15 protein-coding genes are annotated in these 24059 nt (G+C 57.3%); 7 read left to right on the top strand and 8 right to left on the bottom strand.

Annotation, left to right across the window (positions count from 1 at the left end):
- Positions 1-37: 37 nt before the first annotated feature.
- Both gltD and gltB read right to left on the bottom strand, forming a co-directional pair.
- Positions 38-1456 carry a glutamate synthase subunit GltD gene (gene gltD, locus BMW97_RS13085; RefSeq protein WP_014833470.1) on the bottom strand — a complete coding sequence of 473 codons (1419 nt, stop codon included), beginning with the start codon at positions 1454-1456 and terminating at the stop codon, positions 38-40.
- A 9-nt stretch (positions 1457-1465) separates the two neighbouring features.
- Positions 1466-5926 carry a glutamate synthase large subunit gene (gene gltB / locus BMW97_RS13080; RefSeq protein WP_045910121.1) on the bottom strand — a complete coding sequence of 1487 codons (4461 nt, stop codon included), beginning with the start codon at positions 5924-5926 and terminating at the stop codon, positions 1466-1468.
- A 687-nt stretch (positions 5927-6613) separates the two neighbouring features.
- On the opposite strand from gltB, the gene BMW97_RS13070 reads away from it, so the two are divergent.
- On the top strand, positions 6614-7555 hold the full coding sequence (locus BMW97_RS13070) for a tRNA modification radical SAM protein MnmL/YtqA (protein ID WP_100249760.1): 942 nt from the start codon (positions 6614-6616) through the stop codon (positions 7553-7555).
- Here the strand turns inward: BMW97_RS13070 and BMW97_RS13065 are convergent.
- Entirely contained in the window at positions 7535-9037 is a 1503-nt protein-coding gene (locus BMW97_RS13065; protein ID WP_045910119.1) for a helicase HerA-like C-terminal domain-containing protein, read from the bottom strand. The genes BMW97_RS13070 and BMW97_RS13065 overlap by 21 nt on opposite strands.
- Positions 9038-9174: 137 nt before the next feature.
- On the opposite strand from BMW97_RS13065, the gene BMW97_RS13060 reads away from it, so the two are divergent.
- The gene (locus BMW97_RS13060) at positions 9175-10815 is read left to right on the top strand and encodes a dihydroxyacetone kinase subunit DhaK (protein WP_045910118.1); all 1641 of its coding nucleotides are present in this window, start codon (positions 9175-9177) and stop codon (positions 10813-10815) included.
- 43 nt (positions 10816-10858) lie between these two features.
- On the opposite strand, the gene BMW97_RS13055 is transcribed toward BMW97_RS13060, so the two are convergent.
- The 5 genes from BMW97_RS13055 to pepA all read right to left on the bottom strand — a co-directional run bounded on the left by BMW97_RS13055 (position 10859) and on the right by pepA (position 17518).
- Positions 10859-11878: an NADPH-dependent aldehyde reductase Ahr gene (locus tag BMW97_RS13055; RefSeq protein ID WP_045910117.1), complete on the bottom strand. Its 1020-nt coding sequence runs from the start codon at positions 11876-11878 to the stop codon at positions 10859-10861.
- 83 nt (positions 11879-11961) lie between these two features.
- Positions 11962-12465, bottom strand: a complete 504-nt coding sequence (locus BMW97_RS13050) for a GNAT family N-acetyltransferase (protein WP_008502817.1) — start codon at positions 12463-12465, stop codon at positions 11962-11964.
- A 123-nt stretch (positions 12466-12588) separates the two neighbouring features.
- Positions 12589-15444 (bottom strand): valine--tRNA ligase, encoded by a 2856-nt coding sequence (locus BMW97_RS13045; RefSeq protein WP_045910116.1) that lies wholly within the window; start codon positions 15442-15444, stop codon positions 12589-12591.
- Positions 15444-15887, bottom strand: coding sequence for a DNA polymerase III subunit chi (gene holC, locus BMW97_RS13040; RefSeq protein ID WP_025912557.1), 444 nt, complete (start codon positions 15885-15887; stop codon positions 15444-15446). The genes BMW97_RS13045 and holC overlap by 1 nt, the downstream gene beginning before the upstream one ends.
- A 119-nt stretch (positions 15888-16006) precedes the next feature.
- Positions 16007-17518, bottom strand: coding sequence for a leucyl aminopeptidase (gene pepA / locus BMW97_RS13035; protein ID WP_024906344.1), 1512 nt, complete (start codon positions 17516-17518; stop codon positions 16007-16009).
- Positions 17519-17784: 266 nt separating this feature from the next.
- On the opposite strand from pepA, the gene lptF reads away from it, so the two are divergent.
- The 5 genes from lptF (at position 17785) to mtgA (ending at position 24044) form a co-directional block, all read left to right on the top strand.
- Complete coding sequence (gene lptF / locus BMW97_RS13025; protein ID WP_045910115.1) at positions 17785-18885, top strand: LPS export ABC transporter permease LptF; 1101 nt, start codon at positions 17785-17787, stop codon at positions 18883-18885.
- Entirely contained in the window at positions 18885-19967 is a 1083-nt protein-coding gene (gene lptG, locus BMW97_RS13020) for an LPS export ABC transporter permease LptG (RefSeq protein ID WP_045910114.1), read from the top strand. Before lptF ends, lptG begins: the two co-directional genes overlap by 1 nt.
- A 135-nt stretch (positions 19968-20102) precedes the next feature.
- On the top strand, positions 20103-22436 hold the full coding sequence (gene arcB / locus BMW97_RS13015; RefSeq protein ID WP_045910113.1) for an aerobic respiration two-component sensor histidine kinase ArcB: 2334 nt from the start codon (positions 20103-20105) through the stop codon (positions 22434-22436).
- Between the two features lie 232 nt (positions 22437-22668).
- Positions 22669-23322: an isoprenoid biosynthesis glyoxalase ElbB gene (elbB, locus tag BMW97_RS13010; protein WP_045910112.1), complete on the top strand. Its 654-nt coding sequence runs from the start codon at positions 22669-22671 to the stop codon at positions 23320-23322.
- Positions 23319-24044: a monofunctional biosynthetic peptidoglycan transglycosylase gene (gene mtgA / locus BMW97_RS13005; protein ID WP_063622540.1), complete on the top strand. Its 726-nt coding sequence runs from the start codon at positions 23319-23321 to the stop codon at positions 24042-24044. The genes elbB and mtgA overlap by 4 nt, the downstream gene beginning before the upstream one ends.
- Positions 24045-24059: the final 15 nt, after the last annotated feature.

The raw sequence follows: 24059 nt of genomic DNA, 5'->3' as shown, positions 1-24059 counted from the left end.
AAAGGGAATAAACCGGAAGGTTTATTCCCTTTTTTTCTTACACTTCCAGGTAATTCAGTATACCGTCAGCCGCCTTGCGGCCTTCGGCAATCGCCGTCACCACCAGGTCGGAACCGCGAACGATATCGCCACCGGCGAAGATTTTCGGGTTGCTGGTCTGGAACGCGTTATCGCTACCTTCTGGCGCAATAATACGGCCTTGTGAATCCAGCTCAACGCTATGCTTCGCCAGCCATTCCATGCTGTGAGGACGGAAACCGAACGCCATCACCACGGCGTCGGCCGGGATCACGTGTTCAGAACCGGCCACGATCTCGGCGCGACGACGGCCTTTCGCATCCGGTGCGCCCATCTCGGTACGCGCCATCTTCACGCCGCTCACTTTACCGTTGGCATTCACTTCAATACCCAGAGGCTGGATGTTGAACTGGAACTCCACGCCCTCTTCACGCGCGTTTTTCACTTCGCGCTTAGAGCCCGGCATGTTCTCTTCGTCACGACGGTAGGCACAGATCACGTGTGCCGCATTCTGACGAATCGAGGTACGCACGCAGTCCATCGCGGTATCACCGCCGCCCAGCACCACCACGCGTTTGCCTTCCATGCTGACGAAAGGCTCATCGGCGGTTTCGCCGTAGCCCATGATCTGCTTGGTGTTGGCAATCAGGAACGGCAGCGCGTCGTACACGCCCGGCGCGTCTTCGTTCTCCAGACCGCCGCGCATGGACTGATAGGTGCCCACGCCCAGGAACACGGCGTCGTAATCCTTCAGCAGGTCGTCGAGCTGCACGTCGCGGCCCACTTCCACGTTCAGTTTGAACTCAATGCCCATGCCGGTGAAGATTTCGCGGCGACGGGTCATGACCTCTTTTTCCAGCTTGAAGGCCGGGATACCGAAGGTCAGCAGGCCGCCGATCTCCGGATGACGGTCAAAGACCACCGCCTTCACGCCGTTGCGGGTCAGCACGTCCGCACAGGCCAGGCCCGCCGGGCCCGCGCCGATGATCGCCACGCGCTTGTCGGTTTGCTTCACGCCGGTCATGTCCGGACGCCAGCCCATCTCAAACGCTTTATCGTTGATGTAGCGCTCGATGTTGCCGATGGTCACCGCGCCGAACTCGTCGTTCAGCGTACAGGAACCTTCGCACAGACGGTCCTGAGGACACACGCGGCCGCACACTTCCGGCAGGGTGTTGGTCTGGTGAGAGAGCTCGGCGGCTTCAAAAATACGTCCTTCGTTGGCCAGCTTCAGCCAGTTCGGGATGTAGTTGTGTACCGGACATTTCCATTCGCAGTAAGGGTTACCGCAGGACAGGCAGCGGTCTGCCTGTGCTTTGGCCTGGCCTTCTGAAAACGGCTCGTAGATTTCAACAAATTCAATTTTACGGATCTTCAGCGGTTTCTTTGGCGGATCAACACGCTGCAGGTCGATAAACTGGTATACGTTCTGGCTCATCTGAATTCCTTACTGCGCCTGCACGCGCAGCTCTGCTGCGCTACGACTACGGTGACCCAACAGGGCTTTAACATCGCTGGACTTCGGCTTAACCAGCGCGAATTTCGCAGAGAACGCTGGCCAGTTCGCCAGGATCTCTTCGCCGCGCGAAGAACCGGTATGCTGCACGTGTTCGGTAATCAAACCGCGCAGGTGTTCTTCGTGGATAGCCAGCGTGTCAACGTCCAGCACTTCCACCAGCTCCGGGTTCACGCGTTTGCGGAACTCACCGTCTTCATCCAGGACGTAGGCAAAACCACCCGTCATGCCTGCGCCGAAGTTCACGCCGGTTTTACCCAGAACGCAAACAATCCCGCCCGTCATGTACTCACAACCGTTATCGCCAATGCCTTCCACCACGGTGATGGCACCGGAGTTACGCACCGCAAAACGCTCGCCCGCACGACCTGCTGCGAACAGACGACCGCCGGTCGCGCCGTACAGGCAGGTGTTACCGATAATGCTGGCTTCATGGCTGCGGAAGGCTGAGCCGACCGGAGGACGCACCGCCAGCAGACCACCCGCCATGCCTTTGCCGACGTAGTCGTTGGCATCGCCAGTCAGATACAGCTCAACGCCGCCTGCGTTCCACACGCCGAAGCTCTGACCCGCGGTACCGCTGAAGTGCGCGGTAATCGGATCGGCCGCCAGCCCCTGGTCACCGTGCGTCTGCGCGATGTAACCGGAGAGGGAGGCACCCACGGAACGGTCGGTGTTGCGGATATCAAACCAGAACGTTTTGCTCTGCTTGTCGTCCACATACGGCTTCGCCTGCTGCAGCAACTGCGCGTTCAGCACGCCGTTATCGAACGGCGGGTTGTTCTCGGTGCAGTAGACCGCTTTGCCAGGATGCGGCTGCGCGGTTTCCAGTAGCTTGCTCAACTCCAGCTTCTGCTGCTTGGCGGTGAAGCCTTCCAGCTCTTTCAGCAGATCGGTGCGGCCAATCAGGTCTACCAGACGCTTCACGCCCAGCTGCGCCATCAGCTCGCGGGTTTCGCGGGCGATGAACTCAAAGTAGTTGGTCACTTTGAACGGCAGGCCGTGATAGTGGTTCTTACGCAGCTTCTCGTCCTGGGTTGCAACGCCGGTTGCGCAGTTGTTCAGGTGGCAAATACGCAGGTATTTACAGCCCAGCGCGACCATTGGACCGGTACCGAAACCGAAGCTTTCCGCACCGAGGATCGCCGCCTTGATGATGTCGAGGCCGGTTTTCAGACCGCCATCCACCTGCAGACGGATCTTATGACGCAGACCGTTAGCCACCAGCGCCTGCTGGGTTTCCACCAGGCCAAGCTCCCACGGACAGCCCGCATATTTCACGGAGGAGAGCGGGCTTGCACCGGTACCGCCGTCATAACCGGCGATGGTGATAAGGTCCGCATAGGCCTTCGCCACGCCGGTCGCGATGGTGCCGACGCCCGGTTCGGAAACCAGCTTCACGGAGATCATCGCCTTCGGGTTGACCTGCTTCAGGTCGAAAATCAGCTGCGCCAGGTCCTCGATAGAGTAGATATCGTGGTGCGGCGGCGGGGAGATCAGCGTCACGCCCGGTACCGAGTAGCGCAGTTTGGCGATGTACGGCGTGACTTTATCACCCGGTAACTGACCGCCTTCGCCTGGTTTCGCACCCTGAGCGACCTTAATCTGAATCACGTCGGCGTTGACCAGGTACGCTGGCGTCACGCCAAAGCGGCCGGATGCCACCTGCTTGATACGGGATACCTTGTTGGTGCCGTAACGGGCCGGATCTTCACCGCCTTCGCCGGAGTTAGAGTTACCGCCGATGCTGTTCATGGCTTCCGCCAGCGCTTCGTGGGCTTCCGGGCTCAGGGCGCCGATGGACATCGCCGCGGTATCGAAGCGTTTAAACAGTTCGGATGCCGGCTCAACGTCGTCAATGCTGACCGCTTCATCACCCGGATTCAGGGCAATGAGGTCGCGCAGCGTTGCCGCCGGACGGTTGTTCACCAGCTCAGCATACTGCTGATAATCACGGTATTCGCCGCTCTGAACCGCCTGCTGCAGCGTGCGCACCACGTCCGGGTTGTAGGCGTGGTATTCGCCGCCGTGAACGTATTTCAGCAGACCGCCCTGATCCAGCGGCTTACGTGCCAGCCAGGCGCGTTTGGACAGGTTCACCAGATCCTGCTGGAAGTCAGCAAAACCGGCGCCGCCGATGCGGCTGACCACGCCCTGGAAGCAGAGGTTGGCGACCTCGTTATGCAGGCCGACCGCTTCAAACAGCTTCGAGCAGCGGTAGGAGGCAATGGTCGAGATGCCCATTTTGGACATGATCTTGTACAGACCTTTGTTGATGCCGTTACGGTAGTTCAGCATCACCGCGCGGTAATCTTTGTCGATCGCGCGGGTATCCACCAGACGGGCCAGCGTTTCGTAGGCCAGGTACGGATAGATCGCCGTCGCGCCAAAGCCCAGCAGCACGGCAAAGTGGTGCGGATCGCGCGCGCTTGCGGTTTCAACAATGATGTTGGCGTCGCAGCGCAGGCTCTTATCGACCAGACGCGTCTGGATAGCGCCCACTGCCATCGGGGCCGGTACCGGCAGACGGTTTTTCGCGATGTTGCGGTCGGACAATACCAGCAGCACGGTACCGTTACGCACCATCTGTTCGGCTTTGTCACACAGCGCATTCACCGTCTCTTCGAGGCTCGCCTCGTTCACGTCGAAGGTAATGTCGAGCGTGTCGGCGCGGTAGTGCTCCTCTTTCATAGTGGTGAGCTGTTTGAAATCGGAGTACAGCAGGATCGGCGATTTAAAGGTCAGACGGTGCGCCTGGCCTTCGGCCTCGCAGAAGACGTTCATCTCGCGACCGATGCTGGTGGCCAGCGACATCACGTGTGCTTCACGCAGTGGATCGATTGGCGGGTTAGTCACCTGCGCGAACTGCTGACGGAAGTAGTCATAGATGATGCGCGGCTGGCTGGAGAGCACGGCAAACGGGGTATCGTCACCCATCGAGCCGACCGCTTCCTGGCCGTTTTCACCGAGCACGCGGATGACGGAGTCCAGCTCTTCCGCGCTGTAGTTAAATTGTTTCTGGTAGCTGGCGAGGGTGTCATCGTCCAGCTCGCGGCTGCCCACTTCTTCGTCCGACAGATCTTCAAACGGCACCAGACGACGCACGTTTTTCTCCATCCACTCTTTGTACGGGTGGCGGCTCTTCAGATCGTTGTCGGTTTCGGCGGAGTGCAGGATGCGCCCACCGCGGGTGTCGATCACCATCAGCTCGCCCGGACCAACGCGGCCTTTCTCGACCACTTCGTCTGGCTGGTAATCCCAGATGCCGACTTCAGAGGCACAGGTGATGAGCTTGTCTTTGGTGATGACGTAGCGCGCCGGACGCAGGCCGTTACGGTCCAGGTTACAGGCGGCAAAACGACCGTCGGACATGACGATGCCCGCCGGACCGTCCCACGGCTCCATGTGCATGGAGTTAAAGTCGAAAAACGCGCGCAGCTCAGGATCCATATCCGGGTTGTTCTGCCAGGCCGGTGGCACGAGCAGACGCATAGCACGCACGATATCCATCCCGCCCGCCAGCAGCAGTTCCAGCATGTTATCCATCGAGCTGGAGTCCGAGCCGGTTTCGTTCACGAACGGCGCGGCATCGTGCAGATCGGGGATCAGCGGTGTCTGGAATTTATAGGTACGGGCGCGGGCCCACTGGCGGTTACCGGTGATGGTGTTGATCTCGCCGTTGTGCGCCAGGTAGCGGAACGGCTGAGCCAGCGGCCAGCGTGGTACGGTGTTGGTGGAGAAGCGCTGGTGGAACAGGCAAATGGCCGATTCCAGACGCAGGTCCGCCAGGTCCAGGTAGAAGCGCGGCAGGTCAGCCGGCATACACAGACCTTTATAGATGTTCACCAGGTTAGAGAGGCTACAGACGTAGAACTCTTTATCGTCCTGGAGACGTTTTTCAATGCGGCGGCGGGCAATAAACAGACGGCGTTCCATATCACGCGGACGCCAGCCCGCAGGCGCGTTGACGAAAATCTGTTCAATACGAGGCAGCGAGGAGAGGGCGATTTCACCGAGCACCCCTTCGTTGGTTGGCACATCGCGCCAGCCGACAATCGACAGGGTTTCACGCTGAAGTTCTTCTTCGACGATGCGGCGTGAGGCGGCAGCCTTTTCAGGATCCTGATTCAGGAACAGCATGCCGACAGCGTAGTTTTTGGCTAAACGCCAGCCGCGCTCTTCCGCCACGATACGGAAGAAACGATCCGGTTTTTGCAGCAGCAGGCCGCAACCGTCGCCGGTTTTACCATCGGCAAGGATGGCGCCACGGTGCTGCATACGGGCCAGTGCGTGAATAGCAGTACGCACTACCTTGTGGCTAGGTTCGCCTTCTATGTGGGCGATCAGGCCGAAACCACAGTTATCCTTCTCAAGGGATTTATCGTACAACATATCAGTGAACCTCCCCAGGCTCGTCGGGCTTCCCACTGAACTTTACCGTGGCGCACAGGCACAGAAAGAGCATGGCGACGGGGTTTGCGTTTCATACGCGGACCTCGCATTCGCCCTCTTTTTCATCCTTTCGCGCAGGTAAACAAGTTTGAGGACTTGCTTCAGAGGGAATCTCAATTACTGCATAAATATGATGAGCAGGCCGCTCATCCAGAAAGCTTCCAGCGGATTTCCAACTTATCGGGAATTGGTACACAGGTCAAATGGCAATCTTATTTATACAAAAATGTGCTAAAGAGAGATTATCTGATTGTATTTAAAGGTTATTTAACTAGTTTTACATTGATTGAATGCCCTGAAAGAGCGCAGCGGAGTGTGATCTGACTCACTATATGAAAGCGGTATTATCAATGTAGCGTGCTGAATAGCGGTTTTATAGCAGAACAATAATCTGGCATTGTCTGCAAACCCGCATAAACACACTGTTTTTCAGTGTTGGCGCTATAAATGAAAAAAACAATCAGAACATAAGGAAAAGTAATCACGTGCGGCGTGAATGAAATTGCAGTAATCCTGAGTATTTATTCATATAGATAAAGGCCGTCCAGGGCGATTGATCCAGGTCATCGCCGACAGAGGCTAAAAATGGCAGGCTTGTCCCCTTTCTCCGGGACGGTCTATCAGATTATGCAGTTACAGAAATTAGTCAATATGTTTGGTGGGGATCTTTTGCAGCGGTACGGGCAAAAGGTTCATAAGCTGACGCTGCACGGCGGGTTTAGCTGCCCGAATCGCGACGGCACCATCGGGCGAGGCGGCTGCACCTTCTGTAACGTCGCGTCGTTTGCCGATGAAGCGCAGCAGCACCATTCTATCGCTGAGCAGCTTGCCCACCAGGCCAGCCTGGTGAACCGCGCGAAGCAGTATCTGGCCTATTTTCAGGCTTATACCAGCACGTGGGCGGAGGTGCAGGTATTGCGTTCGATGTATCAGCAGGCCGTCAGCCAGGCCAGTATCGTTGGGCTGTGCGTGGGAACGCGCCCGGACTGCGTACCGGACGCGGTGCTGGACCTGCTCAGCGAGTACAAAGAACAAGGCTACGAGATCTGGCTGGAGCTTGGCTTGCAAACGGCACATGACAAAACGCTGCACCGTATTAACCGTGGGCATGATTTTGCCTGCTACCAACGCACCACGCGGCTGGCCCGCGAGCGCGGGCTGAAGGTCTGTTCGCACCTGATTGTTGGGTTACCCGGCGAAGGTCAACAGCATGGCCTTGAAACGCTGGAAAGGGTCGTTGAAACCGGCGTGGACGGCATCAAGCTGCATCCGCTGCACATCGTGAAAGGCAGCATTATGGCGAAAGCCTGGGAGGCCGGGCGGTTAAGCGGTATCGAGCTTGAGGACTATACGGTGACGGCGGGGGAGATGATTCGCCACACGCCGCCGGATATTGTCTACCACCGCATCTCGGCCAGCGCCCGCCGCCCAACGCTTCTGGCACCGCTGTGGTGTGAGAACCGCTGGACGGGGATGGTGGAAATAGACCGCTACCTGCAGGAGAACGGCGTTCAGGGATCGGCGCTGGGCCGCCCGTGGGTTCCCCGTTTACCTGCGACGGCCGCCTAACAAACTCCCCAGCATGCCGCGCACGATCTGATTGGTGACCTGTCGGGCTGCGCTTTTCGCCATGGTCTGCACTACGCCGTCGCGTTTGCCACCGCGCGGCCCGGTGCTGCCGAACAGGATGTCTTTGAGTCCACCGAGAATGCCGTCATCCACGGCGACTGATTGCCCTTTAGCGGCAGGTGCATCCTGCGATTCCGTTGTCGCCTGGACCCCTTTTTGCAGCATCTCGAACGCGGACTCGCGATCCACCTCGTCTTCGTATTTCCCGTAAACCGGAGAGTGGTTAATCAGGCCGTTGCGCTCATCGTCGGTCACCGGCCCCATGCGCGAGCAAGGTGCAATGACCATGGCGCGTTCCACCACGGACGGGCTGCCCTTCGCATCAAGGAACGAGATCAGCGCTTCACCGGTGCCTAACGCCTGAATCGCCGCTTCGGTATCAAAGGCAGGGTTGGCGCGCATGGTTTGCGCGGCGGCTTTCACCGCTTTCTGATCTTTCGGCGTAAAGGCACGCAGGGCATGCTGCACGCGGTTGCCGAGCTGCCCGAGCACGTTGTCGGGGATATCCGACGGGTTTTGCGAGACAAACCAGACGCCGACGCCTTTGGAGCGGATCAGGCGGATAACCTGTTCGATCTTATCCAGCAGTACCTGAGGTGCATCGTTAAACAGCAGATGCGCTTCGTCAAAGAAGAACACCAGCTTCGGTTTTTCCAGATCGCCTGCTTCAGGTAATTGTTCATAGAGTTCGGAGAGCATCCACAGCAGGCTGGCGGCGTAAAGTTTCGGCATCTGGTAGAGCTTCTCTGAGCTCAGGATGTTGATAATGCCTTTGCCACTGCTGTCGGTGCGCATCCAGTCTTTGATATCCAGCATGGGTTCACCAAAGAAATGTTCAGCGCCCTGTTGCTCAAGCGTCAGTAGCCCGCGCTGAATAGCGCCCACCGAGGCGCTGCTGATGTTGCCGTACTGGTTCTGGAAGGATTTGGCGTTATCGCCGATGTACTGCGTAATGGCGCGCAGATCTTTGAAATCAAGCAGCAGTAGCCCCTGGTCATCGGCAATGCGGAAGATAATATTCAGCACGCCGGACTGCACGTCGTTGAGGTTAAGCAGACGGGACAGCAGCAGCGGGCCAAGATCGGAGACGGTGGCGCGTACCGGGTGGCCTTTTTCACCGAAGATGTCCCACACCACCACCGGGTTACCGTGGGGCGTCCAGTCCGTGATGCCAATATTCTTCAGCCGTTCGAGCAGTTTTTCAGAGGCCGTCCCTTCCTGAGCCACACCGGTTAAATCGCCTTTTACATCAGCCATAAAGACCGGTACGCCAATCTCCGAAAGCGACTCCGCCAGCTTTTGCAGGGTGACGGTTTTCCCCGTCCCGGTCGCGCCGGTGATCAGACCGTGGCGGTTCGCCATCGCGGGCAGTAAATAGAGCTCTTTTTCCAGCGTCCGGGCAATTAACAATGGTGTACTCATGATGCGCTTCCTCTCTTAGTCCTGGGTGGAGTATAGGCAACCTGATAGCAATTTGGTTGAGTAAATTCCTGACTTTGCGGCGCATTATCCAGCGCGGACTATGCTTTTGCATACGGTTCACAAAATAGTGGGAAACTATGTCCAGATTCTTCTTTAACGATCGCAAACAGCTGGTCAACGATGCCATTGAAGGCATACTGCTTTCTGCGCCACATGCCAATCTCGTCAAGCTTGATATCGATCCGGCCATCAGGATCGTCGCACGCGGCGACTGGGACAAAAGCCGCGTGGCGGTGATCTCAGGCGGCGGCTCAGGCCACGAACCCGCACACGCCGGGTTTGTCGGCAAAGGGATGCTGACGGCGGCAGTGTGCGGCGATCTGTTTGCCTCGCCGAGCGTGGATGCGGTGCTGAATGCCATTGTCGCGGTCACGGGCGATCGCGGCTGTCTGCTGATCGTCAAAAACTACACCGGCGACCGCCTGAACTTTGGCCTGGCGGCCGAAAAGGCCAAGCGCTACGGCCTGAAGGTGGAGATGGTGATTGTGGCAGACGATATCGCGCTGCCGGATAACAAGCAGCCGCGCGGTATTGCCGGTACGGCACTGGTGCACAAGATTGCGGGCTATGCGGCGGAGCAGGGGAAATCGCTGAGTGAGGTGCGGGATATTGCGCAACAGGCCTGCGATAACCTCTGGAGCCTGGGCGTGGCGATGCAAACCTGCAACCTGCCGGGCAGCGACGATGAAGAGGGGCGCATTAAACAAGGCCATGTCGAGCTGGGCCTGGGCATTCACGGCGAGCCCGGGGCTTCCGTGGTGGATACGCAAAACAGCAAAGCCATTATCGAAACCCTGGTGACGCCGTTAAGCGCGCAGGCGGGTGAGGGGCGTTTTGCGGTGCTGATTAACAATCTTGGCGGCGTATCGGCGCTGGAGATGGCGCTGCTGACCAAAGAGCTGGCGCATTCGGCGCTGAAAGAGAGTATCGCGTACCTGATTGGCCCTGCGCCGCTGGTCAGCGCGCTGGATATGAAAGGCTTTTCTCTGACGCTGCTGAAGCTCAACGATTTCTTCGAAAAGGCGATTCACGCCGACGTCGAGACGCTGGGCTGGCAGAAGCCCGTCGCGTTTGCGCCACTGCGTACCGTGGCGCATAGCGCCATTCATGACCGTGTGGAGTATACCCCCTCTGACAATCCGCAGGTGCGTGCGTTTGTCTCCTCCGTGTCGACAACGCTGATCCAGCTGGAAAACCGCCTGAACGCGCTGGATGCCAGGGTGGGGGATGGCGATACCGGCTCAACCTTTGCGCAAGGGGCGCGGGATATTGCGCAGCGCCTGGAGGAGAACACGCTCCCGCTTAATGACGTGTCTGAGCTGCTGCTGCTGGTTGGCGAGCGGCTTGCTACGGTGATGGGCGGGTCGAGCGGGGTGCTGATGTCGATCTTCTTCACCGCGGCCGGGCAAAAGCTTCACGATGGTCAGACGCTCCCGGAGGCCTTGCTCAGTGGACTTGCGCAGATGAAGCAGTACGGCGGAGCGGATCTTGGCGATCGCACGCTGATCGATGCGCTGCAACCGGCGCTGGAGGCGTTACAGAAAGGCAATATTCAGGCGGCAGCGCAGGCCGCGCAGCAGGGCGCAGAAGCAACGTCGAAAATGGCGAAAGCCGGCGCGGGACGCTCGTCGTATGTCAATAAAGAGAACCTGGATGGGGTGATGGATCCGGGAGCGGTCGCGGTAGCGGAAGTATTTAACGTATTGGCGCAGCAGTGAAAGTAGGCCGGGTAAGGCGAAGCCATTACCCGGCACTGTCACATCAGAAATCTGCTTTCAACACCACGCGGTAACGGGCTTTGCCGTCGCGCACGTGCTGGATCGCTTCGTTGATTTTCGACATCGGATACAGTTCGGTGGTCGGCGCCACTTTGGTGCGTCCGGCGAATTTCATCAGTTTGCGCAGCTCGTACGGCGTACCGGTTGCAGAACCTGATATGCTGCGATCCCCGCCGATCAGGGTAAACGCCGGAACCGGCAGCGGCTTCATCACCGCACCCACGGTGTGGAAGTTACCGCCGTAGGCCAACGCTTCAAAGTACGGCTGCCAGTCGAGATCGACGTTAACGGTGTTGATGATCAGGTCAAACTGGCCCGCCAGCGCGTTCAGCGCTTGCGGATCGCGGCTGTTCACCACTTTATCCGCCCCCATAGCCAGCACTTCTTTCTCTTTCGCCGGGTTCGAGCTGAACGCCGTGACTTCACAGCCCATCGCGTGCAGCAGCTTAATGGCAATATGCCCCAGCCCGCCGATACCGATGACGCCGACGCGGCTGGTGGCGGTGATATGGTGCATCAGCAGCGGTTTGAAGACGGTGATACCACCACACAGCAGCGGGCCGGCGGATTCGATATCAATGCTTTCCGGCAGCGGGATAACCCATTGCCAGTCGGCGCGCAGTTTATCGGCAAAACCGCCTTTGTTCAGAATGGTGGGAACGGCGCCTTCGAGGCAGTTGATCTGATTGCCGCTGATACAGGCATCGCAGTGACCACAGCTGCGCGCTGTCCAGCCAATGCCTACGCGCTGGCCCACTTTCAGCCCTTTGTCCTGCGCGGCGCTACCGAGCGCCACGACGCGGCCAATGACTTCGTGTCCGGCAACCAGCGGATAGCTGGAGAAGCCCCATTCGTTATCGATCATCGAGAGATCCGAGTGGCAGATCCCGCAGTAATCAACCTGTACTTCGACGTCTTCTGCTTTTAGTTCGCCCGCATCGTACTCGTACAGCTCAAGTTCTGCACCCGCCTGCAGTGCGGCGTAGCTTTTTATCTTCGACATCGTGTTTCCCCCGTTGTGGTGTGAACTGAGAGTGTAGAGCATTCAGTTTACAGCCGCTTAACAGAAGAGGGCAGGAACGAAAGTTACAGACTTTTCAGCATCCTGACTTCGCAATCAACGTGGCCGGTACAGCCCAGCGGCGCATCGATATGCTCAAAGCCCAGATGTTCATACAGGCCGATGGCCTCTTTGAGGAAGGCGGTCGTTTCCAGGTAGCAGCGGGTAAAGCCCTGCTTGCGCGCGTGGTCCAGCGCCATCAGCGCCAGCTTTTTGGCCAGTCCTTGTCCGCGTGCCGTTGGCAGGAAATACATTTTTTGCAGTTCGCAGATATCCGGCTCGCTGCAGCTGAGGGGCGCCACGCCGCCGCCGCCGACTACCTGGCCGTTCTGCTCGATGACCCAGTAGGCATGACCAGGCTGGCTGTAGAGCTGGAAAAGCGCGTCCAGATTCGGGTCGGCAACCGTGTAGCCCTTGTCAGCCGTCAGGCCATATTCGGCAGAAACGGTGCGAATAACGGCGGCGATAGCCGGGTTATCCTGCTCAGCGATCCGGCGCATCGTCGTCGCGACGGGGGTAATCACGCTCATAGCATTACTCATTACAAAAATTGACACATAACTGCTGTTAATAGCACCGCAGAAAGGGGAGTGCAAGCGAGGAGTTTTCAGGAAGGTTACCCCTTACGCCCTGAAGCGTAAGGGGTAAAAGCATTACAGGGCAGCGATAACCGCCTGCTGCTCAATCAGCTTGGTCTTCGCATCGGCGAAGGCAACCAGACGCTCACGCTCTTTCGCGATGACCGCTTCCGGCGCGCGGGCAACAAAGCCTTCGTTCGCCAGTTTGCTTTCGATTTTGCCAATTTCCACGTCGACCTTCGCCACTTCTTTCGCCAGACGCGCCAGCTCGGCGTCTTTGTCGATCAGACCTGCCATCGGGATCAGCAGCTCGGCACCGTCGATGATTTTGGTCACGGAAACCGGACCTTTATCATCCGCAGGCAGCACGGTGATGCTTTCCAGACGCGCCATGGTTTTCAGGAAGGTGTTGTTCTCGGTGACGCGACGAACGGCCGCTTCGCTGCACCCGCGCAGCAGCAGCTCCAGCGGTTTGCCCGGGGCGATGTTCATTTCAGCACGAATGTTACGTACCGCCACGATCGCCTGCTTCAGCCACTCGGTATCCGCAGACGCCGCTTCATCGACTTTCGCCGCATCGAATGCCGGGAACGGCTGCAGCATGATGGTGTCGGCGTTGATGCCTGCAATCACCTTCACGCGCTGCCAGATGGTCTCGGTGATGAATGGAATAACCGGGTGCGCCAGGCGCAGCAGGCCTTCCAGAACGGTAATCAGCGTGTTGCGCGTACCGCGCAGCTCTGCCTCAGTGCCGCCGTTCATGACCGGCTTCGCCAGCTCCAGATACCAGTCACAGAACTGGTTCCAGGTGAATTCATACAGAATGCCCGCCGCGATGTCGAAGCGGTAGCTGTCCAGCGCCTCGCGGAACGCTTTCACCGTCTGGTTGAATTCCGCCAGGATCCAGCGGTCAGCCAGGGAGAGGGTCATCTCGCCGCCGTTGAAGCCGCAATCCTGATCTTCGGTGTTCATCAGCACGAAGCGGCTGGCGTTCCACAGCTTGTTACAGAAGTTACGGTAACCTTCCAGACGCTTCATGTCCCAGTTGATGTCACGACCGGTCGAGGCCAGCGCCGCCAGGGTGAAACGCAGGGCGTCGGTACCGTGAGCCTCAATCCCGTTCGGGAACTGCTTCTCGGTGCGCTTGCGGATTTTCTCCGCCAGCTGCGGCTGCATCATGTTGCCGGTGCGTTTTTCCAGCAGCTCTTCCAGAGAGATACCATCAACCATATCCAGCGGGTCGATGACGTTACCCTTGGATTTGGACATCTTCTGGCCTTCGTCGTCGCGGATCAGACCGGTCATGTAGACGGTGTGGAACGGAACCTGCGGCTTGCCGTCTTCGTCTTTGATGAAGTGCATGGTCATCATGATCATGCGGGCAATCCAGAAGAAGATAATGTCGAAGCCGGACACCATCACGCTGGTTGGGTGGAACTGACGCAGCGCGTCGGTGTTTTCTGGCCAGCCGAGGGTGGAGAAGGTCCACAGCGCGGAGGAGAACCAGGTATCCAGCACGTCTTCGTCCTGACGCAGGGCAACGTCTGCGCTCAGGTTGTTTTCCTGACGCACTTCATCTTCGCTGCGACCAACGTAAACGTTGCCGTCGTTGTCGTACCATGCCGGGATACGGTGACCCCACCACAGCTGACGGGAGATACACCAGTCCTGAATATCGCGCATCCAGGAGAAGTACATGTTTTCGTACTGCTTCGGTACGAACTGAATGCTGCCGTTTTCAACCGCTTCCACAGCCGGTTTCGCCAGCACGTCGGCACGTACGTACCACTGGTCGGTCAGCATTGGCTCGATAACCACGCCACCACGGTCGCCGTACGGCACGGTCAGGTCGTGAGGCTTGATCTCTTCCAGCAGGCCCAGTGCGTCAACGGCAGCCACAATCGCTTTACGCGCGGCAAAGCGTTCCAGCTTCTGGAACTCGGCCGGGATGTCGCTGGAATAAACGTCGGATTCGTTGCCTTTGGTGTCGTACACTTCTGCGCTTTCGCGGATATCGCCGTCGAAGGTCAGAATGTTGATCATCGGCAGGGCGTGACGACGACCCACTTCATAGTCGTTGAAGTCGTGCGCCGGGGTGATTTTCACGCAGCCGGTGCCTTTTTCCATGTCGGCGTGTTCGTCGCCCACAATCGGAATACGGCGGTTTACCAGCGGCAGCACCACGAATTTGCCAATCAGATCTTTATAACGCGGATCTTCCGGGTTAACGGCCACGCCGGTATCGCCCAGCAGGGTTTCCGGACGGGTGGTCGCGACCACCAGGTAATCTTTACCGTCTGCGGTTTTTGCGCCGTCGGCCAGCGGATAGCGGATATGCCACATGGAGCCCTTGGACTCGCGGTTTTCCACTTCCAGGTCAGAAATTGCGGTGCGCAGTTTCGGATCCCAGTTGACCAGGCGTTTGCCACGGTAAATCAGGTCTTCTTTGTACAGACGGACGAAGACTTCTTTCACGGCGTTGGAGAGGCCTTCATCCATGGTGAAGCGCTCGCGCTCCCAGTCCACGGAGTTGCCGAGGCGGCGCATCTGACGGGTAATCGTGCCGCCGGATTCCGCTTTCCACTGCCAAATTTTGTCGATGAACGCGTCGCGACCGTAGTCGTGGCGGGTTTTCCCTTCTTCAGCGGCAATTTTACGCTCAACCACCATCTGGGTCGCGATACCCGCGTGGTCAGTCCCCGCCTGCCACAGGGTGTTTTTACCCTGCATGCGCTGGTAGCGGATCATGGTGTCCATGATGGTCTGCTGGAAAGCATGACCCATATGCAAACTGCCGGTGACGTTCGGCGGCGGGATCATGATGCAGAAGGACTCTTTGCTTTCGTCGCCGTTAGGCTTGAAATAGCCCTGCTGTTCCCAGTGCTCGTAAAGCGGCTGTTCGATATCGCGTGGGTTATATGTCTTTTCCATTATTTCCAGGTTGCCGTATTCAGGTTAAAACCAGCCAGGCGGTACGCTTTATAGCGTTCGCGCGCCAGTTGTTTCAAAGATTCTTCGTAAGGGACAAAGTCTACCACTTCTGTGAAAGCGGTGGCAAAATCTGCAAAATCTATCCGCAGGCTAATCAGAATGTCGCGCGCGCTGCTGTTGCGCTTTTGCGGCCAGGCAATTTCAACCGGTGCTCCGCCGCGTGGCCCTTCGCCTGACAGGTTATGCGGAACAAAACTCTCCGGCGGGCGAGCCCACAGCGCTTCATCGAGACGAATGGCCTGCTGCTCATCTTCACAGGCGATCAACACGCGTTTGCCTGCGCGCCAACGTTCTGCGGCAATTTCACACACCAGCTGTTCGACGGCGCTGAGGCCCTCCTGATGGGTGTCGTTGTCCAGAAGGTAGAACGTTGCATTCTTCATATATGGGGCTTCTTAGTTTTGGATTCAAATGCAAAGCCGGGTGGCGCTTCGCTTACCCGGCCTACGGTTGAATGACGTTGTAGGCCGGGTAAGGCGAAGCCGCCACCCGGCATTTTATATCATTCGTCGCCGTTAAAACCCGCACGATTGAGCAGGAACTGCGACAGCAGCGCTACCGGACGACCGGTTGCGCCTTTGGCCTTGCCGGAGCGCCATGCGGTACCCGCGATATCCAGGTGCGCCCAGTTGTACTTACGGGTGAAGCGCGCCAGGAAGCAGCCCGCGGTGATCGCCCCGCCAGGACGTCCGCCGATGTTCGCCATATCCGCGAAGTTAGACTCCAGCTGCTCCTGATATTCGTCACCCAGCGGCAGACGCCATGCGCGGTCACCTGCCTGCTCCGAGGCGCCAATCAGCTCGTGCGCCAGTGGATTGTGGTTCGACATCAGGCCGGTAATGTGGTGGCCCAGCGCAATCACACAGGCGCCGGTGAGCGTGGCGACGTCAATGACCGCTTCAGGTTCGAAGCGCTCAACGTAGGTCAGCACATCGCAGAGTACCAGACGGCCTTCGGCGTCGGTGTTCAGTACTTCAACGGTCTGGCCGGACATGGTGGTCAGGACGTCACCCGGACGATAAGCGCGACCGCCAGGCATGTTTTCGCAGCCCGCCAGAACGCCGATCACGTTGATGGGCAACTGAAGTTCCGCGACCATGCGCATGACGCCGTAAACCGCCGCCGCGCCGCACATGTCATACTTCATCTCGTCCATGCCTTCGGCAGGCTTGATGGAGATACCGCCGGAATCGAAGGTCAGGCCCTTACCGACCAGCACGACAGGGCGCGCGTCTTCGGCCGGGTTGCCCTTGTACTCGATGACGGACATCAGGGATTCGTTCTGCGAGCCGTTACCGACTGCCAGGTAGGAGTGCATTCCCAGCTCTTTCATCTGCTGTTCGCCGATGACGCGGGTAATGACGTTTTTGCTGTAGGCGTCGGCCAACTGACGTGCCTGAGAGGCCAGGTAGGCCGCGTTACAGATGTTGGGTGGCATGTTGCCGAGATCTTTAGCCGCTTTAATGCCGGCAGCAATCGCCAGACCGTGCTGGATCGCGCGTTCGCCGCTGGTCAGTTCGCGGCGGGTTGGCACGTTGAAGACCATTTTACGCAGCGGACGACGCGGCTCGCTTTTATTGGTCTTCAGCTGATCGAAGCTGTACAGGCTCTCTTTTGCCGTTTCGACCGCCTGACGCACTTTCCAGTAGGTGTTACGCCCTTTAACGTGCAGCTCGGTCAGGAAGCAGACGGCTTCCATTGAACCGGTATCATTCAGCGTATTGATTGTTTTCTGAATCACCTGCTTATACTGACGTTCATCCAGCTCGCGTTCTTTGCCGCAGCCAATCAGCAGAATGCGCTCTGAGAGTACGTTCGGAACATGGTGCAGTAACAGCGTCTGCCCAGGTTTGCCTTCCAGTTCGCCACGGCGCAGCAGGGCGCTAATATAGCCGTCACTGATTTTATCGAGTTGCTCGGCGATCGGGGAGAGTCGGCGTGGTTCAAAGACGCCCACAACGATGCAGGCACTCCGCTGTTTCTCCGGGCTACCGCTTTTTACACTGAACTCCATGCACTACGCTCCTGAATCTTAAAGACAACGGCGGCTGCTACGGATAGAATTGAAACCTTTCGTAACTCATGTCCGCTGTTGTGGTGACTTCGTGTTAATCTTACGTTACTACGGTTTCGACACGTCAGAAAAAGTCCTGAAGCGTGAATCCGCCGGATGTTTTAATCTTAGCGATGATTTCGACGACTCAAGAGAATAAATGACGTTTAAGCCATGAAACAAGCGATTTTCCAGCAAAGAGACGGGTTTTTACGGGCGTATTTAAAGTGATAATCATAAGATATCTGGTGCGGGAGACGCTCAAAAGCCAACTGGCGATCCTCTTCATCCTGCTACTGATTTTTTTCTGTCAGAAGCTGGTTAAGATCCTCGGTGCGGCCGTTGACGGCGAAATTCCAACAAATCTGGTGCTTTCCCTGCTTGGTTTAGGGATCCCGGAAATGGCGCAGCTTATTCTGCCGCTAAGTCTTTTCCTTGGCCTGCTCATGACGCTTGGGAAACTCTATACCGAGAGTGAAATCACGGTGATGCATGCCTGTGGCCTGAGCAAAGCGGTCCTGGTGAAAGCCGCCATGATACTGGCGCTGTTCACGGGTATCGTTGCGGCGGTGAATGTGATGTGGGCGGGCCCCATGTCTTCCCGCCATCAGGATGAAGTGCTGGCCGAAGCGAAAGCCAACCCCGGCATGGCGGCGTTAGCCCAGGGGCAGTTCCAGCAGGCAACCGACGGAAACTCCGTGCTGTTTATTGAGAGCGTTGACGGCAGTAAATTCAACGATGTCTTCCTGGCGCAGCTGCGTCCTAAAGGTAACGCACGTCCTTCCGTGGTGGTGGCAGATTCCGGTCAGCTGGCTCAGCGCAAAGATGGTTCTCAGGTCGTGACGCTGAACAAAGGCACCCGTTTCGAAGGCACCGCGATGCTGCGTGACTTCCGAATTACGGATTTCCAGAACTATCAGGCCATTATCGGCCATCAGACGGTGTCGCTCGATCCAACCGATACCGAGCAAATGGACATGCGTACCCTCTGGAATACCGATACCAACCGAGCGCGCGCTGAGTTCCACTGGCGTATTACGCTCGTCTTCACCGTGTTTATGATGGCGCTGATTGTCGTTCCGCTGAGCGTGGTGAACCCGCGTCAGGGACGCGTGCTCTCTATGCTGCCGGCGATGCTGCTTTACCTGATCTATTTCCTGCTGCAAACCTCGATTCGCTCCAACGGCGCGAAGGGCAAGCTGGATCCCATGGTCTGGACATGGTTCGTCAACAGCCTGTACATCTTACTGGCGCTGGGGTTAAACCTGTGGGATACGGTGCCTGTGCGCCGCATACGTGCCCGATTCTCGCGTAAAGGAGCCATCTAATGCAGGCGTTTGGCGTTCTTGATCGCTATATCGGTAAAACCATTTTTACCACCATCATGATGACGTTGTTCATGCTGGTGTCGCTCTCCGGCATTATCAAATTTGTCGATCAGCTGAAAAAAGCCGGGCAGGGGAGCTATGACGCGCTGGGCGCGGGGATGTATACCCTGCTCAGCGTGCCGAAAGATGTGCAGATCTTCTTCCCGATGGCGGCCCTGCTGGGGGCGCTGCTGGGGCTGGGTATGCTGGCGCAGCGCAGCGAGCTGGTCGTTATGCAGGCCTCGGGTTTTACCCGCATGCAGGTCGCGCTGTCGGTGATGAAAACCGCCATCCCACTGGTGCTGTTGACCATGGCGATTGGCGAGTGGGTCGCGCCGCAGGGCGAACAGATGGCGCGTAACTATCGTGCTCAGGCGATGTACGGCGGCTCACTGCTCTCGACTCAGCAAGGTTTATGGGCGAAAGACGGTAAAAACTTCGTCTACATCGAACGGGTGAAGGGGAATGATGAACTGGGCGGAGTGAGCATCTACGCTTTCGATGACCAGCGCCGTCTGCAGTCCGTTCGCCACGCCTCTTCGGCGAAGTTTGACGCCGAACATAAGCAGTGGCGGTTGTCCCAGGTTGATGAATCTAACCTGACCGATCCGAAACAGATTACGGGTTCTCAGACGGTAACCGGTACGTGGAAAACCAACCTGACGCCCGATAAGCTCGGCGTCGTGGCGCTGGATCCTGACGCGCTCTCCATCAGCGGTTTGCACAACTATGTGAAATACCTGAAGTCGAGCGGACAGGATGCGGGACGCTATCAGCTCAACATGTGGAGTAAAATCTTCCAGCCGATGTCCGTGGCGGTAATGATGCTGATGGCGCTGTCGTTTATCTTCGGCCCGTTGCGCAGCGTGCCGATGGGGGTTCGCGTCGTGACCGGCATCAGCTTCGGCTTTGTGTTCTACGTGCTCGATCAGATCTTCGGTCCGCTGACGCTGGTTTATGGCATTCCGCCGATTATCGGTGCGCTGCTGCCAAGCGCCAGCTTCCTCCTGATCAGTCTCTGGCTGCTGTTGAAACGCTCCTGATTGACCTTACCTCGCTTCCGGTTGCCCGGGAGCGAGGCTAATCTCCTGTTTCACCCCGCACTTTTTCTCACAACCTTCAACGTCCCGCCGCGAATTTGAGTATTATTGAGCGATAACGTCGTGAAGGGATCCTCTATGAAGCAAATTCGAATGCTTGCCCAGTATTACGTCGACCTGATGATGAAGCTTGGGCTGGTGCGTTTTTCCATGCTGCTTGCGCTGGCGCTGGTCGTTCTGGCCATTGTCGTGCAAATGGCGGTTACCATGGTTCTGCATGGTCAGGTCGAGAGTATCGACGTCATCCGCTCCATCTTCTTTGGCTTGCTCATTACGCCCTGGGCGGTCTATTTCCTTTCCGTAGTGGTTGAACAGCTGGAAGAGTCCCGTCAGCGTCTGTCTAAGCTGGTGGATAAACTGGAAGAGATGCGCGAGCGCGACCTGAAGCTCAACGTCCAGCTCAAAGACAACATTGCGCAGCTGAATCAGGAGATTTCAGATCGTGAGAAGGCGGAGGCCGAGCGTCAGGCCACCCTGGAGCAGCTGAAAATTGAAATGAAAGAGCGCGAGGTCACGCAGATCCAGCTTGAGCAGCAATCCTCCTTCCTGCGGTCGTTCCTGGATGCGTCGCCGGATCTGGTGTTCTACCGTAATGAAGATAAAGAATTTTCCGGCTGTAACCGGGCGATGGAGTTGCTTACCGGGAAAAGCGAGAAGCAGCTGATTCACCTGAAGCCGCAGGACGTTTACTCTGAAGAGGCGGCGGCCAAGGTCATGGAGACCGACGAAAAAGTCTTCCGTCATAACGTCTCGTTGACCTATGAACAGTGGCTGGATTACCCGGACGGACGCAAAGCCTGCTTTGAGATCCGTAAGGTGCCCTACTATGACCGCGTGGGCAAACGCCACGGCCTGATGGGCTTTGGCCGCGACATTACCGAGCGTAAGCGCTACCAGGATGCCCTGGAGCGCGCCAGCCGCGACAAGACCACTTTTATCTCCACCATCAGCCACGAGCTGCGTACGCCGCTCAACGGCATTGTCGGGCTGAGTCGTATTCTGCTGGATACCGACCTGACCGCAGAGCAGGAAAAATACCTCAAGACTATCCATGTCTCAGCGGTCACGCTGGGTAATATCTTCAATGATATTATTGATATGGATAAGATGGAGCGCCGTAAAGTTCAGCTTGATAACCAGCCGGTTGATTTCACCAGCTTCCTTGCCGATCTGGAAAACCTGTCCGGCCTGCAGGCGCAGCAGAAGGGCCTGAGCTTTGTTATGGAGCCCACCCTGCCGCTGCCGCATAAAGTGGTGACTGACGGCACGCGACTGCGCCAGATCCTGTGGAACCTGATCAGCAACGCGGTGAAATTCACCCAGAAGGGGCAGGTGGCGGTGCGTATCCGTTATGACGAAGGCGACATGCTTCACTTCGAGGTAGAGGACTCCGGAATTGGTATTCCGCAGGAGGAGCAGGACAAGATCTTTGCCATGTACTACCAGGTGAAAGACAGCAACGGCGGGAAACCGGCGACCGGAACAGGCATTGGCCTGGCGGTCTCTAAACGTCTGGCGAAGAGCATGGGCGGTGATATCACCGTAGCCAGCCAGCCGGGCAAAGGGTCAACCTTCACGCTGACGGTCCATGCGCCAGCGGTGGCGGAAGAGGTAGAAGATACCTTTGAAAATGACGATATGCCGCTGCCTGCCCTGCACGTCCTGCTGGTGGAAGACATTGAGCTGAACGTGATCGTGGCGCGCTCGGTGCTGGAAAAACTGGGCAACAGCGTGGATGTCGCGATGACCGGCAAAGCCGCGCTGGAGATGTTTAAACCCGGCGAATACGATCTTGTTCTGCTGGATATTCAATTACCGGATATGACCGGGCTGGATATCTCGCGCGAGCTGACGCGTCAGTACGCGGCCGACGAACTGCCGCCGCTGGTTGCCCTGACGGCGAACGTGCTGAAAGATAAAAAAGAGTATCTCGATGCCGGTATGGATGATGTACTCAGCAAGCCGCTGGCGGTGCCTGCTCTGACCGCTATGATCAAAAAGTTCTGGGATACCCATGATGAAGAGGAGAGCACCATGACGTCTGTTGATAGCGCAAAAGCCCAAACGATACTCGATACCGCGATGCTGGAGCAGTATATCGATCTGGTGGGGCCGAAACTGATTACCGACGGTCTGGCCGTGTTCGAAAAAATGATGCCGGGCTATCTGAGCGTGCTGGAATCCAACCTGACGGCCCGTGACCAGAAGGGGATCGTGGAAGAAGGACATAAAATCAAAGGTGCAGCCGGCTCTGTTGGTTTACGCCACCTGCAGCAGCTGGGGCAACAGATTCAGTCGCCTGATTTACCTGCATGGGAAGATAACGTGGGTGATTGGGTTGAAGAGATGAAGCAAGAGTGGCAAAACGATGTGGCGGTGCTTAAAGCCTGGGTTGACACCAGAAAAAAATGACCCCGGATTAACCGGGGTGCGCGAATACTGCGCCAACACCAGGGAAATCGTGGCTGCGCCTGTTTTTAAACGTTATTTTCGAAAGGGCGCTGCCTGAAAAATTTAGGCCGCACGCAGATAAGATAGCAAATCTTAAATGGTTTGTTACATGAATCAGTGAAATGTGTGAAGCATAGCGTTTTAATCAAAATTATTAATGTGCTTCAGCAAGTTGCAGAAAAGGATTGTCATGATGAAAAAGATTGGTGTCGTGCTCAGCGGATGTGGTGTTTACGATGGTTCTGAGATACACGAAGCCGTCATTACGCTGCTGGCCCTGGCTAAGCAGGGAGCAGAGGTGATTTGTTTTGCGCCAGACAAAAATCAGGCGGATGTGATTAACCATCTGACCGGTGAACCAATGGCGGAAACCCGTAACGTGCTGATTGAAGCCGCACGTATTGCGCGAGGTGACATCCATCCTCTTATTCAGGCAGACGCCGCAGAGCTTGATGCGCTCATTGTGCCGGGTGGATTTGGCGCGGCCAAAAATCTCAGTACCTTTGCCGCGCAGGGCGCGGAGTGTCAGATCGATCCTCATCTCAAAGCGCTGTCGCAGGCCATGCATGCGGCAGGGAAACCGCTGGGCTTTATCTGTATCGCACCGGTGATGTTGCCTAAGATTTTTGATTTCCCGCTGCGCCTGACCATCGGGACGGATATTGATACCGCGGAGATCGTCGAGGAAATGGGGGGCGAACACGTTCCGTGCCCGGTGGATGACATTGTGGTTGATGAAGATAATAAAATTGTCACCACGCCGGCCTATATGCTGGCGCAGAATATTGCAGAAGCGGCCACGGGAATCGAAAAGCTGGTCGCCCGCGTGCTGGTGCTGGCTGAATGAGTCGTCAATCCGGCGCAGGTGCGTGGGTAAAACGTACTTTATTGCGCATCGTTCTGGTGCTGGCGGTGTTTTGGGGCGGTGGACTCGCCCTGTTCAGCATTATGCCGGTTCCGTTCTCCGCCGTGATGGTTGAGCGTCAGCTCGGTGCGTGGCTCAGCGGTGATTTCGGCTATGTTGCCCATTCTGACTGGGTAAGCATGGACGAGATCTCGCCGTTCATGGGGCTGGCGGTCATCGCAGCGGAGGACCAGAAATTCCCGGAGCACTGGGGATTCGATGTGGCCGCGATTGAGAAGGCGCTGGCGCATAACGAACGTCATGAAAACCGCGTGCGCGGCGCGTCAACGTTGTCGCAGCAGACGGCCAAAAATCTGTTTCTGTGGGACGGCCGTAGCTGGGTGCGAAAGGGGCTGGAAGCGGGATTAACCCTGGGAATGGAAACGGTCTGGAGCAAAAAGCGCATTCTGACCGTGTATCTCAACGTTGCCGAGTTTGGCGACGGGGTATTTGGTGTCGAAGCTGCATCACAACGCTATTTTAATAAACCCGCCAGCAAGCTGAGCATGTCGGAGGCGGCGCTGCTCGCGGCTGTTCTGCCTAATCCCATCCGTTTTAAAGCCAGTGCCCCATCAGGGTACGTGCGAAGCCGTCAGGCGTGGATTATGCGCCAGATGCGTCAGTTGGGAGGAGAAGGGTTTATGGAGAGCAACAAACTTATGTAGGGCGGGTAAGCGCAG

It is taken from the genome of Enterobacter sp. NFIX58, from assembly GCF_900110475.1.
In the GTDB taxonomy this organism is placed as follows: Bacteria; Pseudomonadota; Gammaproteobacteria; order Enterobacterales; family Enterobacteriaceae; genus Enterobacter; species Enterobacter quasiroggenkampii.
The sequence above is the reverse complement of the archived record's forward strand: the minus strand, read 5'-3'. Positions and strand labels throughout refer to the sequence as shown.

Excerpts from the sequence above, each read along its gene's own strand:
- gltD (WP_014833470.1), bottom strand. The coding sequence starts at position 1,456 with ATGAGCCAGAACGTATACCAGTTTATCGACCTGCAGCGTGTTGATCCG.
- gltB (WP_045910121.1), bottom strand. The coding sequence starts at position 5,926 with ATGTTGTACGATAAATCCCTTGAGAAGGATAACTGTGGTTTCGGCCTG.
- BMW97_RS13070 (WP_100249760.1), top strand. The coding sequence starts at position 6,614 with ATGCAGTTACAGAAATTAGTCAATATGTTTGGTGGGGATCTTTTGCAG.
- BMW97_RS13065 (WP_045910119.1), bottom strand. The coding sequence starts at position 9,037 with ATGAGTACACCATTGTTAATTGCCCGGACGCTGGAAAAAGAGCTCTAT.
- BMW97_RS13060 (WP_045910118.1), top strand. The coding sequence starts at position 9,175 with ATGTCCAGATTCTTCTTTAACGATCGCAAACAGCTGGTCAACGATGCC.
- BMW97_RS13055 (WP_045910117.1), bottom strand. The coding sequence starts at position 11,878 with ATGTCGAAGATAAAAAGCTACGCCGCACTGCAGGCGGGTGCAGAACTT.
- BMW97_RS13050 (WP_008502817.1), bottom strand. The coding sequence starts at position 12,465 with ATGAGCGTGATTACCCCCGTCGCGACGACGATGCGCCGGATCGCTGAG.
- BMW97_RS13045 (WP_045910116.1), bottom strand. The coding sequence starts at position 15,444 with ATGGAAAAGACATATAACCCACGCGATATCGAACAGCCGCTTTACGAG.
- holC (WP_025912557.1), bottom strand. The coding sequence starts at position 15,887 with ATGAAGAATGCAACGTTCTACCTTCTGGACAACGACACCCATCAGGAG.
- pepA (WP_024906344.1), bottom strand. The coding sequence starts at position 17,518 with ATGGAGTTCAGTGTAAAAAGCGGTAGCCCGGAGAAACAGCGGAGTGCC.
- lptG (WP_045910114.1), top strand. The coding sequence starts at position 18,885 with ATGCAGGCGTTTGGCGTTCTTGATCGCTATATCGGTAAAACCATTTTT.
- arcB (WP_045910113.1), top strand. The coding sequence starts at position 20,103 with ATGAAGCAAATTCGAATGCTTGCCCAGTATTACGTCGACCTGATGATG.
- elbB (WP_045910112.1), top strand. The coding sequence starts at position 22,669 with ATGAAAAAGATTGGTGTCGTGCTCAGCGGATGTGGTGTTTACGATGGT.
- mtgA (WP_063622540.1), top strand. The coding sequence starts at position 23,319 with ATGAGTCGTCAATCCGGCGCAGGTGCGTGGGTAAAACGTACTTTATTG.